Annotated in this window: 10 protein-coding genes; 5 read left to right on the forward strand and 5 right to left on the reverse strand. The window is 61.0% G+C overall.

Translation table 11 applies throughout. From position 1 onward, the window contains the following. Positions 1–23: 23 nt before the first annotated feature. The 3 genes from GGE33_RS24390 to GGE33_RS24400 form a co-directional block, all read right to left on the reverse strand. Complete coding sequence (locus GGE33_RS24390) at positions 24–1,484, reverse strand: phospholipase D-like domain-containing protein (protein WP_183829240.1); 1,461 nt, start codon at positions 1,482–1,484, stop codon at positions 24–26. Positions 1,485–1,549: 65 nt separating this feature from the next. Next, positions 1,550–2,905: an aminotransferase gene (locus GGE33_RS24395; RefSeq protein WP_183829243.1), complete on the reverse strand. Its 1,356-nt coding sequence runs from the start codon at positions 2,903–2,905 to the stop codon at positions 1,550–1,552. Positions 2,906–3,060: 155 nt separating this feature from the next. Next, positions 3,061–4,494, reverse strand: a complete 1,434-nt coding sequence (locus GGE33_RS24400) for a M20 family metallopeptidase (protein ID WP_183829246.1) — start codon at positions 4,492–4,494, stop codon at positions 3,061–3,063. Between the two features lie 524 nt (positions 4,495–5,018). Between GGE33_RS24400 and GGE33_RS24405 the strand changes: the two genes are divergently transcribed. From GGE33_RS24405 to GGE33_RS24425, 5 genes are all read left to right on the forward strand, one after another. Continuing rightward, positions 5,019–6,617, forward strand: coding sequence for an ABC transporter substrate-binding protein (locus GGE33_RS24405; RefSeq protein ID WP_183829249.1), 1,599 nt, complete (start codon positions 5,019–5,021; stop codon positions 6,615–6,617). A gap of 157 nt (positions 6,618–6,774) precedes the next feature. Beyond that, positions 6,775–7,779 (forward strand): ABC transporter permease subunit, encoded by a 1,005-nt coding sequence (locus tag GGE33_RS24410; protein ID WP_148147732.1) that lies wholly within the window; start codon positions 6,775–6,777, stop codon positions 7,777–7,779. Positions 7,780–7,795: 16 nt separating this feature from the next. Further along, on the forward strand, positions 7,796–8,716 hold the full coding sequence (locus GGE33_RS24415; RefSeq protein ID WP_148147731.1) for an ABC transporter permease subunit: 921 nt from the start codon (positions 7,796–7,798) through the stop codon (positions 8,714–8,716). A gap of 2 nt (positions 8,717–8,718) precedes the next feature. Then, the gene (locus GGE33_RS24420; protein WP_148147730.1) at positions 8,719–9,582 is read left to right on the forward strand and encodes an ABC transporter ATP-binding protein; all 864 of its coding nucleotides are present in this window, start codon (positions 8,719–8,721) and stop codon (positions 9,580–9,582) included. Further along, positions 9,579–10,433 (forward strand): dipeptide ABC transporter ATP-binding protein, encoded by an 855-nt coding sequence (locus GGE33_RS24425; RefSeq protein ID WP_183829252.1) that lies wholly within the window; start codon positions 9,579–9,581, stop codon positions 10,431–10,433. The genes GGE33_RS24420 and GGE33_RS24425 overlap by 4 nt, the downstream gene beginning before the upstream one ends. Positions 10,434–10,488: 55 nt before the next feature. On the opposite strand, the gene pbpC is transcribed toward GGE33_RS24425, so the two are convergent. Both pbpC and GGE33_RS24435 read right to left on the reverse strand, forming a co-directional pair. Further along, a complete protein-coding gene (pbpC, locus tag GGE33_RS24430) occupies positions 10,489–12,570 on the reverse strand; it encodes a penicillin-binding protein 1C (RefSeq protein WP_183829255.1) in 2,082 nt (693 codons plus the stop codon). Between the two features lie 281 nt (positions 12,571–12,851). Further along, positions 12,852–18,305: an alpha-2-macroglobulin family protein gene (locus GGE33_RS24435; RefSeq protein ID WP_183829258.1), complete on the reverse strand. Its 5,454-nt coding sequence runs from the start codon at positions 18,303–18,305 to the stop codon at positions 12,852–12,854. Positions 18,306–18,361: the final 56 nt, after the last annotated feature.

An 18,361-nucleotide genomic window follows, 5' to 3' on the forward strand; every position in this document is an offset into this window, starting at 1 on the left:
CGGGCCGCGCCGACCGGTACAGATCACAGATAGGGTGAACCCAACCAGAGCACCCGTTCAAGCAGGCGTTTTGCAAATGGTCGTGAACGAAGACCATGCAGCGTCACCTCTTCCGCAGAGGAAATAGCCAGGTCGACCCTTCGTTCCAGCGCTTGCGCAAATCCACGATCGAAAACTTCAAGATCGACCTCGAAATTCAACCTCAGCGAGCGGGGGTCGATATTCGAAGAACCGACATAGGCCCAGCAGCCGTCGATAGCCATCAGCTTGGAGTGGTTGAACGGTCCTGCCGCCCGCCAGATGCGGCAATAGTTTTTCAGCATCTGGTCGAACTGAGCCGTCATGGCGAGATCGACTAGTTTCAGGTTGTTGGCGCTCGGTACGACGATATCGACCACCACGCCGCGCCGGGCCGCCGTGATCAGCGCAGTGATCAGCTCCCGGTCGGGCAGGAAATAAGGTGAGACGATCTTGATCGAGGACCGGGCGATGGAAAAAGCGCCCATCAGCATCTTCTGGTTCGTCTCGACGCTGCGATCCGGACCGGAAGAGACGGCTCGCATTATGGTGGGCGAACCGGGCCGCATGCCAGGTGTCGGAACCTTCCAGGCTTCACCCTCCAGCTTTTCGTCGGTGGAAAACTCCCAGTCGGCAGCCGAGATCGCCAAAAGATCGGCCACAACCGGTCCGGTCACGCGGAAATGCGTGTCAGCGGCACATTTATCGCCGCTGAATTCGCAGGAAAATCCCTCACGGATGTTCATGCCGCCGGTAAAGGCTATTTCGCCGTCGATGACCATGATCTTGCGGTGGGTCCGCAGGTTCGCATAGGGCAGCCGCAGGCCGGTGATGACATTGCCGTTGAACACATCGACGGTGACGCCGCCCTCACGCAGCATGCCGAGCACACTCGGCACGGAATAACGTGCACCGACGGCATCGATCAGCACCCGGACCTCGACACCACGCCGAGCCGCCGCACTCAGCGCCTCGATAAACCGCGCGCCAATCCGGTCCCGGTCGAAAATATAGGTTTCGAGCAGAATGGAACGGCTCGCGAGCGCGATCTCTTCGAGCATTGCGCCATAGGCTGCATCGCCATTGTCGAAGGCGGAAATCGTATTGCCGGTCGTCAGGTGGTGCCGGGTGACACGGTCGCCAAGCGTCTTCATCCCCCGAAACCGGTGGCCGAAGTCCTCGATCACCTGATCATCGGTCGCATCATAGGAGGCGAAATCGAAACGCTCCGCTCCCTGCAGCAGCGAGCGCCGATCACCGATGACATTACGGCGGATACGATTGACGCCGGCGATCAGATAAAACGCCGCGCCGACGATGGGCGACAGAAGGATGACGCCGACCCACCCGACCGCGGAGCGGACCTCTTCCTTCGTCATTGTCGCGTGAAAGGCCGCAGACGCGCCGGCCACCACCGAGACAATGAACAGGATGTGCGGCCAATAGGCGTCGATAAGCGAGATCATGGCGTCCAATATAGGGACGCCATGATACTAGGCAATGCGGCTAGACAATTGGAGAAATCAGCGGTTTACGCCGTCAGCTCCTTGGCGAATTTTTCAAGCCCGCGCTCGACCTTGTCGAACATGTCATCGACCTGCTCGTCGGTAATGATCATCGGCGGGCAAAACGCAATCGAATCGCCGATCGCGCGGCTGATGACGCCCTCCTCCATCAGATATCCGAACAGCTTAGGCCCGAGCTGCCCGGCGGCAAAGCCTTCGCGCGGCACAAGTTCGAAGGCGCCGATCAAGCCCACCCCGCGGTATTCTATGACCAGCGGATGATCAGCGATCGACTTCAGCCGCGCCAGGAATTTCGGGCTGAGCGACCTGACATTGCCGACAAGATCACGCTCCTCGATGATCCTGATATTTTCCAGAGCGACGGCAGCAGCGACCGGATGGCCGGCAGCAGTGACGCCATGGCCGAACGTACCGATCTTCGCCGATTCATCCGCCAGTGGCTGGTAGACATTTTCGTTGATCAGAAGCGCCGAGATCGGCTGATAGGAAGACGAGATCTGCTTCGACAGCGTCATCATGTCGGGCTGCAGCGCATAGGTCGTGGCGCCGAACATCTCGCCCGTGCGGCCGAAACCGCAGATAACTTCGTCGGCGATGAAAAGCACATCATATTTCTTCAGAACCTTCTGGATCGCTTCCCAGTAACCGGCCGGCGGCACGATGACGCCGCCCGCACCCATGACCGGCTCGCCGATAAAGGCGGCAACCGTATCGGGACCTTGCTTCAGGATCAGGTCTTCCAGATCTTTTGCGCAGCGCTCGACGAACTGCGCCTCGGTCTCGCCCTCGGTCTTGAAGGCGCGGTAATGCGGGCAGCTCGTGTGCAGTACGCGGGCAATCGGCAAGTCGAATGAGCGGTGATTGTTGGGCAGGCCGGTCAGGCTGGCGGACGCGATGGTGACGCCGTGATAGCCCTTGGTGCGGGAAATGATCTTCTTCTTGTCCGGCTTGCCGAGCGCGTTCGACCGGTACCAGACGATCTTCATCGCCGTATCATTGGCTTCCGAACCCGAATTGGTGAAATAAGCCTTTGACATCGGCACCGGCGCGATCTCGATGAGCTTTTCGGCAAGCTCGACGGAGGGGCTGTGGGTGCGCGCGGTGAATGTGTGGTAATAAGGCAGCTTCGCCATCTGCTTGGCAGCGGCTTCCACCAACCGACTTTCGCCGAAGCCGACGCCGACGCTCCAAAGCCCCGCCATGCCCTCGATATACTGCTTGCCGGCATTGTCGTAGACATGGATGCCTTCGCCGCGCTCGATCACCAGCGCGCCATCGCGCTCCAGCGCCCGTGCGTTCGTGTACGAATGCAGATGATAGGCCTTGTCGCGGGCCTCGATGGAATTGGGATGGATCGTCACGGGCTGTTCTCCTCTTGCACGAACGCGAATAGGAAATTCATAAGAGGAATCCAGCGGATTTCCAGCCCTCAAACACGATTTAGCAGAGCCCGTCGTTTAAAATAATTGACGGGCTCATGAGCAATTTTCATAGGCCTGATCAGCGAACCGACATCCTAGCGTACAGACATGGCCGCGATCGGCGGCTCTGCTTGAGCAGGGATCGGGCTCTTGTAATCCTGCCCCTTGTGCCGGCGCTTCAGATCTGCCCAGGCAGCCTCGCGCAGCTGTTCGCTGGTCATCGCCGCAAGACCCGTGGCCGCCATCACTTTCGCGACCGAAGCCATACCCTTGTGGGCGAGCGCGCTCTTGCCCTGCGCAACCACCTGCCAGGTATGAAGCTGCGTGCCTATGGCGAGCGTCGCACCATAGGCCTGAACAGTCGGCACGACCCAACTGACATCGCCCACATCAGTCGATCCGCCCATCTGGCGAACTTCGTTGTGAGGCGGCAGAACGAAGTCGGCAAGCGGGATATCCCGCTGTTCGAGGCGCTCCTGCGCCCAGCTGGCCGCAACATCCTCGGGTGTCAGTGTGGCGCGGATCTTTTCCGCAAATTCGATATCCGCAGCATCGAAGGCCGGCGGCCCCATGCTCTCCCAGATATCCTGCATCGTATCCATCAGCGGCGTGTTCACCACGAGGTTGGAAACGCCGGCAAGCGTGACGGATTCCATCTTCGTCTCGGTCATCAGCGCCGCGCCCTCGGCCACCTTCTTTACCCTCTCGATAAGCGCGAAGAGACCGGCGAGATCCGGCGCGCGCACGACATAACGAACCTTGGCATGCGCCTGAACGACGTTCGGAGAAATGCCGCCGGTGTCCAGCACCGCATAATGAATACGGCATTCGGACGGCATGTGCTCGCGCATATAATTGACACCGACGCTCATCAGTTCGACGGCATCGAGCGCGCTACGACCCAGTTCCGGCACGGCGGCGGCATGGGCGGCACGGCCGGTAAAGGTGAAATCGATGCGGCAATTGGCAAGCGACGTCTCACGCTGCACCCCGGCAAAGTTGCTCGGATGCCAACTGATGGCGATATCGACATCGGAAAAGGCGCCGTCACGCACCATGAAGGCCTTGGCGGCACCACCCTCTTCCGCCGGGCAGCCGTAATAACGGACCCGGCCGGGCGTGCCCGTCTTTTCAAGCCAATCCTTGAGCGCGGTCGCAGCCAGGAGGGAAGCGGAACCGAGCAGGTTGTGCCCGCAGCCGTGACCGTTTGCACCGGCAACCAGCGGATCGTGCTCTACGGTGTCCGCCTTCTGGCTGAGACCGGCCAGCGCATCATATTCGCCGAGAAATGCAATGACCGGGCCACCGCTGCCGGCCTCGCCCATCACAGCGGTCGGGATATTGGCAACCGCATCGGTAATCCGAAAACCCTGCGCCTCCAGCATCTCGCGATGGGCAGCAGCAGACTCCGTCTCCATGTAGCAGGTCTCGGGCGTCTCCCAGACTTGGTTGGCCAGTTCCGCGAACACCTCCGTTTTACGATCCACGAGATCCCAGACGAGAGGGAGGTTCGAGTTGCCATCGGTCATGAAACAGCCGCCTTGATTTCTAGCTAAGATGAGTTTTGGGTATGGAATGCAATAACCGCATACCTATCCCTTTCCGGGCCAAGCGCAACGCATAATGCAAAGAATTAAGGCTATGCGCATCGATTAGGCAGCGTCACCGCAGTTGTGATCAAATCCCGAATCTTACCGTCTCGACAACCGAGTGATAATCGCTATTCTCGCGCGCCACGGGAAGCAGACACGCTGAGCGAGCATTGCTTCACCGCAAAACAAATATGGAGTGAATGAGCAAAGACCAAGCATGACGTTCTGCATTTGTCGCCTCGATTGAAAATCTATTCCTTGAGGCAGCCGATATGTAGGACGACCCGCATGATCCTGCAGTTTCACCCGAGATGGGGAAATATATTTCGACCGGCATAGAGTTGGGCTTGCCGGTCAGGAGGTGAACAACACAGGACTTGGTCAAAAGATGCGGCAAAACGCATCGTAAATCAGGGAAATCAACCGTGCTGGCAAAGCCGGCACAGGTAGGGAGACTATCAATGAAACGTGTACTTACTCTCGCAGCGGCAGCGCTTCTGTCCGCAACATTCTTTGCCGGCGCCGCCAGCGCGAAGACCTTCGTTTATTGCTCCGAAGGTTCGCCAGAAGGCTTCGATCCGGGCCTCTATACCGCCGGCACGACCTTCGACGCCTCGGCTCATCCGATCTTCAACCGCCTGCTCGAATTCAAGCCGGGCACGACGCAGCCGGAAGCCGGTCTCGCAGAGAGCTGGGAAATTTCCGCTGACGGCACCGTCTACACCTTCAAGCTGCGCAAGGGCGTCAAGTTCCAGACCACGGACTTCTTCACCCCGACCCGCGAATTGAACGCAGACGACGTCATCTTCTCGATCGGTCGCCAGATTGACGAAAAGAACGCCTGGAACAAGTACATTTCCGGCGGCACCTGGGAATATGCCGACGGCATGGGCTTCCCGAAGCTGATCAAGTCGATCGAAAAAGTCGACGACCTGACGGTCAAGGTCACGCTGAACCGTCCGGAAGCACCGTTCCTGGCCAACCTTGCCATGCCGTTCGCTTCGATCCTGTCGAAGGAATATGCCGACAGCCTCGAGAAGGACGGCAAGAAGGAGCAGTTGAACCAGAACCCGGTCGGTACCGGTCCGTTCACCTTCGTCGCCTACCAGCAGGACGCCATCATCCGCTACAAGAAGAACGCCGACTACTGGGGCACCGCTCCGAAGATCGACGATCTCGTCTTCGCGATCACCAGCGACGCTGCCGTTCGTTACCAGAAGCTGAAGGCCGGCGAATGCCACCTGATGCCGTTCCCGAATGCCGCCGACGTTGAATCGATGAAGTCCGACCCGAACCTGGAAGTTCTGGAGCAGGAAGGCCTCAACATCGCCTACCTCGCCTACAACACGACCCAGGCTCCGTTCGACAAGCCGGAAGTTCGTATCGCTCTGAACAAGGCGATCAACAAGAAGGCCATCGTTGACGCCGTCTTCCAGGGCATGGCAACGCCTGCAACCAACCCGATCCCGCCGACAATGTGGTCTTACAACAACGAGACCAAGGACGACACCTACGACCTCGACGCTGCCAAGAAGATGCTGGCAGACGTTGGCGTCAAGGATCTCTCGATGAAGATCTGGGCAATGCCGGTTTCGCGTCCATACATGCTCAACGCACGTCGCGCTGCTGAAATCATGCAGGACGACTTCGCCAAGATCGGCGTCAAGGTCGAGATCGTTTCCTACGAATGGGCTGAATACCTGTCGCGTTCGAAGGCAAAAGACCGTGACGGTGCCGCAATCCTCGGCTGGACCGGCGACAACGGCGACCCGGACAACTTCCTCGACACCCTGCTCGGCTGCGATGCAGTTGGCGGCAACAACCGCGCACAGTGGTGCAACCAGGAATTCGACGCTCTCGTGAAGAAGGCCAAGGTCACCTCCGACCAGGCTGAGCGCACCAAGCTTTATGAGCAGGCACAGGCCGTCTTCAAAAAGGACGCTCCCTGGGCAACCATCGATCACTCGCTCGCCGTCGTTCCGATGCGCAAGGGTGTGACCGGCTTTACCCAGAGCCCGCTCGGCGACTTCACTTTTGAAGCAGTCGATATCGCCGAGTAAAACTGGCCTATCACAACTTTTTGCCGCGGGACGCGTTGCGTTTCCCGCGGCATTTTCTTATGAGATGCCTAAAAATATGGCGGTGACGCCGATATGGCTCGATCCATGGCTTGACAAAAGCCCAGGTCGGTCCAGCCCCTTTCCGCAAAGGCTTAAAATGTTTGGCTTCCTTCTGCGGCGCCTCGCCGTCCTGATCCCGACTTTCATCGGGGTCTCCATCATCGCCTTCTCCTTCATCCGGCTTTTGCCGGGTGATCCGGTTGCGCTCCTTTCGGGTGAGCGCGTCATGTCTCCGGAGCGTCACGCGCAGATCAGCGCGCAGCTCGGCATGGACCGGCCGATGATCGTGCAGTATTTCGATTATCTCGGTGGCGTACTCACCGGCGACTTCGGCACCTCGATCGTCTCGAAGAAGCCGGTTCTTGATCAGTTCCTGACACTGTTCCCGGCAACGGTCGAACTGTCTTTCTGTGCCATCATCATAGCGATCGCGCTCGGCATTCCCGCCGGTGTCATTGCCGCAATCAAGCGAGGCTCGATCTTCGATCAGGGCCTGATGGGCATCGCACTGGTCGGTTATTCCATGCCGATCTTCTGGTGGGGTCTGCTGCTGATCATCCTGTTTTCGGGCACCCTGCAGTGGTTCCCGGTATCGGGTCGCATCTCGCTGATGTTCTATTTCCCGCAGGTCACCGGCTTCATGCTGATCGACAGCCTGATTTCCGGCCAGAAGGGGGCGTTTGCCTCGGCACTCAGCCACCTCGTTCTGCCGTCGATCGTGCTCGCCACCATTCCGCTCGCCGTCATCGCCCGCCAGACCCGTTCGGCCATGCTGGAAGTTCTGTCCGAAGACTATGTGCGCACCGCCCGCGCCAAAGGCCTGTCGCCATTCCGCGTCGTCGGCATCCATGCGCTGCGCAACGCCATGATCCCGGTTATCACGACGGTCGGCCTGCAGGTCGGCGTCATGTTGGCCGGCGCGATCCTGACCGAGACGATCTTCTCCTGGCCGGGCATCGGCAAATGGATCCTCGATAGCGTCTTCCGCCGTGACTACGCCGTCATCCAGGGTGGACTGCTGCTGATCGCCGCGATCATCATGACGGTCAACCTGATCGTCGACCTGCTCTATGGTCTCGTCAACCCGCGTATCCGCCACTAAGAAGGAGCAAAATCCCATGGCTGACGCCACTCTTACACCAAAGGCTGCGGAGCCCGTATCCTCGGCCCAGATGCGACGCCAGATGCTCAAGGAGTTCTGGTTCTACTTTTCCGAAAACCGCGGCGCCGTGATCGGCCTGTTCGTTTTCCTGGCTTTGGTGCTGGTCGCGATCCTCGCACCGGTGATCGCGCCCCATTCGCCGTTCGAACAGTATCGTGATGCGGTCTTGAAGCCGCCGGTATGGGCTGAAGGTGGCACCGCCACCTATATTCTCGGCACCGATCCGGTCGGTCGCGATATCCTCTCGCGCCTGATCTACGGCGCGCAGTATTCGCTGTTCGTCGGTCTGGTCGTCACCACACTGTCGCTGGTTTCCGGCATCGTCGTCGGTCTTCTGGCCGGTTATTACCGCGGCTGGCTGGACACGATCATCATGCGCCTGATGGACATGATCCTCGCCGTTCCCTCGCTGCTTCTGGCGCTGGTGCTCGTCACCATTCTCGGTCCGGGCCTGAACAGCGCCATGATCGCGATTGCCGTGACGCTGCAGCCGCATTTCGTGCGCCTCACCCGCGCCGCCGTGATGGCCGAAAAGACCCGCGACTATGTCACCGCCGCCCGTATCGCCGGCGCAAGCCCGCTGCGCCTGATGTTCCGCACCATCCTGCCGAACTGCACCGCACCGCTGATCGTCCAGGCAACCCTGTCCTTCTCCAACGCCATTCTCGATGCGGCCGCTCTCGGCTTCCTCGGCATGGGCGCTCAGCCGCCGACACCGGAATGGGGCACGATGCTGGCCGAAGCCCGCGAATTCATTCTGCGCGCCTGGTGGGTCGTCACCTTCCCGGGTCTCGCAATCCTCATCACCGTTCTTGCCATCAACCTGATGGGCGACGGCCTGCGCGATGCGCTTGATCCGAAGCTGAAGAGGTCCTGATCATGTCGCTTCTGCAAATCGACAATCTCACCGTCGAATTCGAAACCGCCAGCGGCTGGTTCCGCGCCGTGGACGGCGTCTCGATCTCGGTCGACAAGGCCGAAGTGCTCGCCATCGTCGGCGAATCCGGCTCCGGCAAGTCGGTCTCCATGCTGGCAGTCATGGGTCTTCTGCCCTGGACGGCAAAGATCACCGCCGACCGCATGCTTTTCGAAGGCAAGGATATCCAGGCACTCAGCGGCGCCGAGCGGCGCAAGTTGATCGGCAAGGATATCGCCATGATCTTCCAGGAGCCGATCGCCAGCCTCAACCCGTGTTTCACGGTCGGCTTCCAGATCGAAGAAGTCCTGCGCATCCATCTCGGCCTCGGAAAGAAGGAGCGCCAAGCGCGCGCCATCGAACTGTTCAAGCAGGTTGGCCTGCCGAACCCGGAAGAGCGCATGCATGCCTTCCCGCATCAGATGTCGGGCGGCCAGTGCCAGCGCGTGATGATCGCGATCGCAATCGCCTGCAGCCCCAAGCTTCTGATCGCCGACGAGCCGACCACCGCGCTCGACGTGACGATCCAGAAGCAGATTCTCGATCTGATCATGGATCTGCAGGCCCGCACCGGCATGGGCCTGATCATGATCACCCATGACATGGGCGTGGTTGCAGAAACCGCCGACCGCGTCGTCGTGCAATACAAGGGTCGCAAGATGGAGGAAGCCGACGTGCTTTCGCTGTTCGAAAACCCGAAGAGCAATTACACCAAGGCGCTTCTGGCAGCCCTGCCTGAAAACGCCACCGGTGACCGCCTGACCACGGTTTCCGCCTTCTTCGACGGCAACCCGGAACCGGCACCTTCCGCAGGAGCATCGGCATGAGCGACATAAAGACCACCGACACCATGCTCGAAGTCCGCGACATCAAGCGCGATTACGAACTGCCGGGCGGCTTCATGAAGCCGAAGAAGACGCTTCATGCGGTGAAGGGCGTTTCCTTCAGCCTGGAACGCGGCAAGACGCTGGCGATCGTCGGCGAATCTGGCTGTGGCAAGTCCACGCTGGCGCGCATGATCACCTTCATCGACGAACCGACCTCCGGTGAACTGATCATCGACGGCAAGAAGATGGACACGCGTCCGGGCCACCTGACGTCCGAAATGCGCCAGAAGGTGCAGATCATCTTCCAGAACCCCTATGGCTCGCTCAATCCGCGCCAGAAGATCGGCGACGTTCTCGGTGAGCCGCTGGCGATCAACACCGATTTGTCTGCTGCCGAGCGCCGCAACCGCGCCACCGAAATGCTGATCAAGGTCGGCCTCGGCCCGGAACATTACAATCGCTACCCGCACATGTTCTCCGGCGGTCAGCGCCAGCGTATCGCCATTGCCCGCGCGCTGATGATGAATCCGAAGCTGCTGGTGCTCGACGAACCGGTTTCCGCACTCGACCTTTCGGTTCAGGCCCAGGTGCTGAACCTGCTTGCCGACCTGCAGGACGAGTTCAACCTCACCTACGTCTTCATCAGCCACGACCTCTCGGTCGTTCGCTACATCGCCGACGAGGTGATGGTGATGTATTTCGGCGAGGCAGTCGAATACGGCAGGCGCGACGAGGTGTTTTCCAATCCGAAGCACGAATATACACAGACCCTGTTCAAGGCGACGCCGAAGGCCGACGTGGAATCGATCCGGGCGCGTATCGCAGCGAAGAAGGCCGCTTCTGCGGCTTGAGCCTTGCTGCCATTGCCAGACATTGGACCGGAGGGAGAAATCTCTCCGGTCTTTTTTATTCGACAAACACCCTGACGGTCGCGGCCCTGCCCGCACTGTCAATCACCGTCAGCGTCGAAAATCCCGCCCCTTCCGGTTGCCATTCATTCGTCCGACGGCGTGAGAGATCGGCAAGCGGCTTGCCGTTCGCGAGCCAGCGGAATGGCGGGCGGCCACCCTGCAATTTCAGCACAAGCGGCGAGATATCGCCGGATGACGCTCCAAGATCGACCTTCGCCCCTTCGGGCGGATAGACTATCTGCGGCGCGGTCTCGCGAGACGACGAGCGGATAAGCCCGCTTGCGGTGACGGCAAACCGCCGCTGGGCGATCGGAAGATCGGATTGCGCCAGGCGCACGGCACCGGCCGGGGCCGCAGGATGTGGCGTGAACGGCACGCCGGAGCGCGAAAAGGCTTCGAACAGGATCGGCGCCGCCGTCTGGTAACCGGCAATACCCGGCACCGCGCCGTTATCCGGCCGTCCGACCCAGACACCGAGCACATAACGTCCGTCATAACCAACCGACCACGCATCACGATAACCGTAGCTGGTACCGGTCTTGTAGGCGATGCCGAGTTTTCGGCTGCCGGTCGGCGGCAGAACGTCGGAGAGAATATCGGTGACATTCCAGATCGCCAGCCGCTCCAGCAGCATCTCGCTGTCGAGCACGGTCGGCTGTTCATCGATACCATTACCGACCCGGACCGGCTGCCCGCCATTGGCAAGTGCTGCATAGGACTGCACCAGATCCTTGAGCGTGATGCCGACCCCGCCAAGCCCGATCGCCAGCCCCGGCGCCTCGCTCGGCGGCAGGACCGGGTGCACATCGGCACGACGAAAGCGGATCATCAGCCGCGACGGCCCGACCGCATCAAGCAACCTGACCGCAGGCACGTTGAGCGACAGCTGCAGCGCCTGCCTGACTGTCACGTCGCCCTGATAGGTCATGTCGAAATTCTTCGGCCGGTAACCGAAGAAATCCGCCGGCCGGTCCTCGATCATGGTTTCCTGGGAAACTAGCCCCTGCTCGAAGGCAAGGCCGTAGATGAACGGCTTCAGCGTCGAGCCCGGCGACCTGAGTACGCGCGTCATGTCGATCCAGCCGGAACGCCCCGCATCGAAATAATCCGCAGACCCCACTTCCCCGACGATCTCGCCGGTCGTTGCATCCGCCATCACCATGGCAAGCGAAACCTTTGGGGCGAGCTTTGCGGAAGCCTCTCGCGCCACCTCCTCAAGTTGTCTCTGAATGCCACGTTTCAGCGTCGTGTGATATTCTTCTGCCTTGGGCTGCTTGCGGATAGCGGCTTCGGCAAGATGCGCGGCATAGGCCGGCAATTGCAGCCTTTGCCGCGGCACCGCATCAAGCAACGCCCGCTCCGCCTCACCCTCTCCCGTCACCTCGGCCACCGCGGGACGGGTCAGCACCCGTTCGCGCGCGGCATGCGCCTCCTGCGGATGGCGATCCGGTCGGCGCATCTCCGGAGATTGCGGCAGGGCGACGAGGAGTGCCGCTTCGGCCACCGTCAGCCGCTTCGGCTCCTTACCGAAATACGCGAGGCTCGCGGCCCTCACACCCTCCAGATTGCCTCCATAGGGCGCATGGGTGAGATAGAGTTCGAGGATCGCTTTTTTGTCGAGGCGGCGCTCGATCTGGATGGCGCGAGCAAGCTGCAGGAGCTTTGCGGAAAACGACCGTGTCTCGCGCGGCTCGATCAACCGCGCCACCTGCATGGAAAGCGTCGAGGCGCCGGAAACGATCCGGCCATTGGTCAAAAGCTGGAGCGCAGCGCGGCCGATCGCCAGCGGATCGATACCGCCATGCTCGTAAAACCGCCGGTCCTCATAACCGATCAGCATGGCGAGAAAACGTGGATCGACATCCTCGACATCCGTCTTCAACCGCCAGCGCCCTTGCGGCGTGGCAAATGCCCGCAGCAAGTCTCCATCGGCATCCAGCACTTCGCGCGAGGTGACCGTGGCATTCTCGAGTGGCGGCGGATAGGCGCGATCGGCCGAGTCAAGGCCGAGGGTCGCCGCTCCCGCCAGCAAGAGGCAGGCGCCGAAGCCGACCGAGAATTTCCACCTGCGTTTCATGCGGGTTCTTCTGTTGTCCGTTTTCAATCATGCGCCGAAATCCTGGAAGCGTCCGCCCCTCATCCGGCTGCCGCCACCTTCTCCCCGCAAACGGGGCGAAGGACCTGTGCCGCAGCCTATCCGTCCCCCTCCAACGTTGCGCGAGCCACGTCCCCTCTCCCCGCCTGCGGGGAGAGGGTTAGGGTGAGGGGCAAGCTCCCCTCAAACACCGAAGGCAGCCCACCTAGAATTAGGAGAGTGCGGCGATTTACCTGTCCGGCCAAGGCAAGCAGCCTCCACCCTCACTGAGCCGCCAAAACCTCCATCTTGCCCATCGCCGTCCGGCCCGAAAACTGCGGGCGGTACATGTCGTCCACCTGGGCTGCCGGGTGATCATAGACGCCCGGCGTCACGGCACGCACGACGTAAGCCAGCGTGATCTGCCGATTGTCACCCTGTGAACGATCAAAGGCGGCCACAAAGCGGTCGTTGCGGAATTCCGTATGCGCCGCCTGCACTTCCTCGATCCAGTCGAAATTGGAAAGATTGGCGCTGTTGACGATAGACGGATTGTCGATCTCGAAACCGGCCGGCAGAAGATCGGTGACGACGATGCGGGACGGCCAGTCATTGGTCTCGGTGACGTTCAGGACAACGACATAACGCTCGTTCTGCTTCGCCTCGCTGACATTCGCCTCCTCGCCTGCCATCGTGTAATAGGTCCGAGAGATCTGGAACCCGTCGCCGCCAGCCGGCAATGGCGTGGCCGGTGCGGCAACCGTGGTGATCGCGGCAGACAGGGCATCGCCGCTGTCGTTGCGGATGGTCAGCGGATGATCGAGCAGAACATCGCCCGCCATCTGCGACATCAGCGTGCCGGAATGGGCTGCGCCATTGACGTTGAGACGAAGGCTGTCATCACCGTTCTGCAGCGCACGGGCGGCAAGCAGCATCCAGGTCTGTTCCTGAGTGCTGGTGTATTTCTTAATAGCCCATTCCTTGGCAACGACATCCGCCAGCGCCGGCACGATCGGCGGCACCGGCCTGCTTTCGGCGGCAAGCGCCAGAACCGCGGCACCGTCACGCAGCGACGAACCGTAATCGGAACGGGCAAGGCTCACCTTATGGACCTGCGCATTTTCCGACATCTGCAGCGCATCGTTGAAGATACTTCGCGACCGCTGGCCATCGCCGTAAAGCGAAAGCGCCGCCGCAATATGCGCCTTGGCAAGCGGTGTCGGAAAATCATTGAGCATCGTATCGGCGTAATAGCGGAGATCGCTGATCGCAGCCTTGCGGTTACGGGCCAGAACATAAAGCGCATAGGCGATCTGGTTGCCCTGGTCGCGGACATTGGTCGTGTAGGCGAGCGTGTTCTGCAGGTTTTCCAGCGCCTGCACCAGCGGCTGTTCCGGCACGTCATATCCCTGCTCGCGGGCGCGCGAGAGGAAATCGCTGACATAGGCATCGAGCCAGAGATCATTGCCCGCGCCATCCGGCCCCCAGAGGCCGAAACTGCCGGCAGAAGCCTGGAAGGACAGCACGCGATAGATCGCATCCTGTACACGCTTCTTCACCTCGGCATCGTCGGCAAGCCCGTTCTGCACCGCCATTTCGCTGAGATAGAGCAGCGGCAAAGCCCGGCTCGTCGTCTGCTCGGCGCAGCCATAAGGATAGCGGTCGAGGCTCATCAGCAGCGCCGGGATATCGAAGGCGTTGGAACGGCTGACATTGACGCTGACCGATGCCCCCTGCAGCACGCTATCGGCCAGCAGATTGCCGTCGACGGTAACGCTTGCGCCGGGCCGAAGATCGACCAGCCGCCGTTCCGTCACCGGCATCGCTGCCGGGCGGACCGGAATATGGAGAACCTGATCGACGGAGAGACCGGCGCTATTGGCAAGCTTGATCGACACCGTACCCTCGCCCGGCTCGATACCGACCAGCGGCAGCGTGACGCTGGTCTTGCCTCCTGCGGTGAGTTCCACCGGCTTGATCGCGCTCTGGCCAACAGCCACCGCATCGCTGGTCTCGACCTTCAGATCGTAGGTTCCGGCAGGCCCGTCGGTATTGGCAATATCGAGCCGCAGATTGCTGTCATCGCCCGGTGCCAGAAAGCGCGGCAGGCTGGAGGTGATGACGATCGGATCGCGGATGATGACATCCCTGACGCCATGACCAACACCGGATTTCGACCAGGCTACAGCCATGACCCGCGCCGTTCCGTTGAACTGCGGAATATCGAAGGAGACCTTTGCCCTGCCTTCACTGTCCAGCTTCACCGGACCGGAGAAGAACGCAACCAGCTTTTCCTTCGGCGGGCTGGCCTGCAGCGCCATGCTGCCACCATCGCCGCCGGTCCTTAAGCGCCCGGTCGCCCCGAGCGAACCGTCGATCAATCGGCCATAAATGTCACGGATTTCCAGCCCGAGACGACGCTGGCCGAAATACCAGTCATCGGGTGCCGGCGGCTCGTAACGGGTGAGGTTCAAGATGCCGACATCGACGGCCGCGACCGTGACATAGGCGTCCTCGTTGGCACCCGCTCCCGCTACCTGCAGCGAGAGTTCAAGCGGCTGGCGCGGCAGCGTCTTTTCCGGAGCGTCGATGGCAATCGAAAGATCACGGGCCTCGGGATCGACCTTCAGCCAGGTAATCCCGATCGCCCGCATCGGCATGCGGTTTTCGCGGACTTCGCCGGGGCGATAAAGGGTTGCGGTGACATAGGAACCTGCACCCCAATCCGCAGTCACCGGAATTTCGACTTCGCCGCCATTTTCCGCAATGCTGGCGGTCTCGACAGAGATCAGCTCTTCCGAACCAGCCATCACCATCAGCTCGCCGGCATAACGCGACGAGACTTTCAGCTTGGCCGTATCACCGACCTTGTAGCTTTGCTTGTCGAGTGCGATTTCCAGCGCATCCGGCGTTTCGGTCGAGGCCGCGGTAACAAACCAGCCGGCATCGAACTCGACGCTGGAAGCCGGGCCGCCGATATCGGCGGTTTCTACCTCGAGGCGATAGCGTCCCCATTCGACGGGAACGGAAACGCGCCCGCCATCGGTCGTAACATCGACCGTTCCGTTGGAAACCTGGCGCGTACGGGTGATAGGCTCGTAACGCCAGGAATTGCCGTCGCGATACCACTGGTAATCCCGCTCGACCTTGACGAGCTTCCACGGTAAGCCTTTCAGCGCCTGCTTGGCGCCCGCCTCATTGACGAGGATGACGTTGAAATTGCCGACCGCACCCTCCGGCAGATCACCGGAAAACTCCGGCTTGATGCCGATCCGCGGACCGTCAGCCTTGACCGGCAGCGACAGATTGCGCTCGATCGCGCGGCCGCCGGTTTCCTGCATGCGCACGACGATATCGGCATTGATGAGTTTTGTCGTCGACGGCAGTTCCGCCACATCCGCGTCGAACGTGGCCTTGCCGTCCTCATCAGTATCCTCCAGCGGGTCGAGCGGGATGCGCACGGTTTCGGTTTCCTCCTCGTCGGCAAGGCCGAACTGGTAGCCGGGGAAGACCGCGTTTTCGCGGGTAGGCTTCAGCGCGATCTCGCCTTCGAGGCCGAGACCGGCCGCAGGCGCGCCGTAGAGATAGCGTCCGTCGATGGAAACCTTAGCCGGCTCACCGACAACGATCTCCTTCGCCTCGCTCGTCATGTCGAATTCTATGCGATCCGGTACGAAATCATCGACCAGGAAAGTCTTCTCGCCGATCGCCGAGCCCTTGGGATCGGTAAACACCTGCATCGTCCAGGTGCCGCGCATGGAGGTGTCCTGCAGAGCCAAATCGAGCGTATAGCCGCCGATATTGCCGTTTCTCACCATCCGCCGATCTTCCACACCATCGGGGCGCAGGAAAACGAAGGTGAGTGGCAGGTTTTCGATCGCCGTCGCATCGACATTGCGGGCAAGCGCGCTTGCATGCACCACCTCGCCGGGGCGATAGATGCCGCGCTCGGTCCAGGACAGAAGATCGATCGCGCCGGGAGCCGGGCGGCCGGTGACGCCGCGGTCGGACAGATCGAAACCGGCACGGGTCATGTCGAGGAAGACATAGTCCTTGCCCTCACTCTGGGCCGCCAGAACCGCCGGCACCATGGCCGCCGTACCGCGCATCAGGCCGGCGGTGAAGGTGGCGCGGCCATCCGCATCCGTCTTGGCCGTACCGAGGATTTCGTTGTTCTTGGCCAGAAGCTGCAGGTCGACGCCTTCGATCGGCTTGGCGGACCCGAGCGCACGGGCAAACACATGCAACCCGTCGGTGCCGGCATAAGTGGTGAGACCGATATCGGAAACGACGAACCACTGCGTCGCCTTGTTGTCCCATTCCTGATTGACGGCATTGGCGGCAGACGCCGTCAGAACATAGACGCCGGGCTTGCGTTCCGGCAGCGCCTCGTCGACCGGGAAACTGGTCGTCACGTCCTTGTTCAAATCTTGGCCGAGATCGATCGTGCCCTGCCAGACGATCTCGCCATTTTCCTGCTCGATCCGGTCGGCGCTGTAGCCGCTCATCTGGGTCAGGAACTGCGAATTGGTCAGAAGCGGCGCGATATTACGGTCGCCGATCCGGTAGAGTTTCAGGTTCGCACGCTCCGTATTGACCGACACGATCGGAATGCCGCGACGCGCGGTGGACGGCAGGACAAAGCTGTCGCCGGTAAACCGAACCATCGGAGAGCGGTCCTTGACGTAGAGGTCGAGATCCACCTGCGCCGGCAACGGCTCGTCGACCGAGGACGGCAGGCCACGGCGCAGCGACAGCTTGTAGCGCTGGCCATGGGTCAGCCCTTCGACGCAGATCTGGTTGTCCTTGGCCTCCATTGCCTTCGGTGCCTGGCCATCGAGCGTGACGAAAGGTGCGTAGTCGACGCCGGCCTTCACCAGCGGTTCGGAAAACTGCACGCAGGCGCGCGGATTGGCGCTGTCGGCATCGACCATGTTGCCTGTGACGCGAAAGCCCTGGCGCTCGCGCAGGTCGTTGTAGGCCGCCTGTACGGTGCGTGCGCTGGCCAGCGCGAGGCTCTGCTTGTAGGCGGTCAGCGCCTGACGGTAGTTCTGCTGTTTGGCGAGTGCCGCACCGAGCACTGCAAGCGCATCGGCACGGGCCTGCGTCGAGCGCGACATCAGATAACCGTTGATCGCCGCAAGCGTGCCTTCGCTGTCGGCCGAACCATTGTTCTTGGCAATGCCCGCGGCACGCGCCAGCGCGATCCACAGATCGCCGTCGTCGGGGAAGAGCGACAGGGCACCCTTGTAATTATAGATCGCCGTATCGACCCGGCCGGCAAGCAGCTCGGACTGCGCCACGGTTTTCAGGTTTTCAATACCGTAACCCTGCTGGTTGTCGCCGAGCGTCAGCCCGTCCTTCTGCTCGCGAGCCTGCTGCAAGACCTCGTCCGACAGGAAGGAAAGCCGCGGCGGGGCACCGATATCTGGCTGGACAGCCACTTCGACGATCTTGCCCGCAACGGCGCCGGCAAAAGTATTGAGCTGGCCGTGGTCGGATTTGAGAAAGCACCACTTGGCTTTGACATTGTACGTGAAGGCACGGCACTGGTTGTCGCCGATACAGGCAGTCTCGCACTGATCCTGGCTGACATTCTTCACGGTCCGTAGGTCGAAGCCAAGATAGTCGCCATCAACCGTCGTCTCTATCCGCCGCTCCTGGGCAGCAAGCGGAGAGCCGAGAACAAGAGATGAAAACACAAGAGCTGAAAAGCCGAAGATCGCGCGCCTAGACATTTGCAAGTCCCCCCGTGGCAGCCGTCGGATGCGCCTTTGTCCAATGTGAGGAGCAG

Origin of the sequence: Aliirhizobium cellulosilyticum, assembly GCF_014198105.1 — a bacterium.
Lineage (GTDB): Bacteria > Pseudomonadota > Alphaproteobacteria > Rhizobiales > Rhizobiaceae > Neorhizobium > Neorhizobium cellulosilyticum.

What these genes read in the sequence shown, in the direction of transcription:
- GGE33_RS24390 (WP_183829240.1), bottom strand. Translation starts at nt 1,484, where the DNA reads ATGATCTCGCTTATCGACGCCTATTGGCCGCACATCCTGTTCATTGTC.
- GGE33_RS24400 (WP_183829246.1), bottom strand. Translation starts at nt 4,494, where the DNA reads ATGACCGATGGCAACTCGAACCTCCCTCTCGTCTGGGATCTCGTGGAT.
- GGE33_RS24405 (WP_183829249.1), top strand. Translation starts at nt 5,019, where the DNA reads ATGAAACGTGTACTTACTCTCGCAGCGGCAGCGCTTCTGTCCGCAACA.
- GGE33_RS24410 (WP_148147732.1), top strand. Translation starts at nt 6,775, where the DNA reads ATGTTTGGCTTCCTTCTGCGGCGCCTCGCCGTCCTGATCCCGACTTTC.
- GGE33_RS24415 (WP_148147731.1), top strand. Translation starts at nt 7,796, where the DNA reads ATGGCTGACGCCACTCTTACACCAAAGGCTGCGGAGCCCGTATCCTCG.
- GGE33_RS24420 (WP_148147730.1), top strand. Translation starts at nt 8,719, where the DNA reads ATGTCGCTTCTGCAAATCGACAATCTCACCGTCGAATTCGAAACCGCC.
- GGE33_RS24425 (WP_183829252.1), top strand. Translation starts at nt 9,579, where the DNA reads ATGAGCGACATAAAGACCACCGACACCATGCTCGAAGTCCGCGACATC.
- pbpC (WP_183829255.1), bottom strand. Translation starts at nt 12,570, where the DNA reads ATGAAACGCAGGTGGAAATTCTCGGTCGGCTTCGGCGCCTGCCTCTTG.
- GGE33_RS24435 (WP_183829258.1), bottom strand. Translation starts at nt 18,305, where the DNA reads ATGTCTAGGCGCGCGATCTTCGGCTTTTCAGCTCTTGTGTTTTCATCT.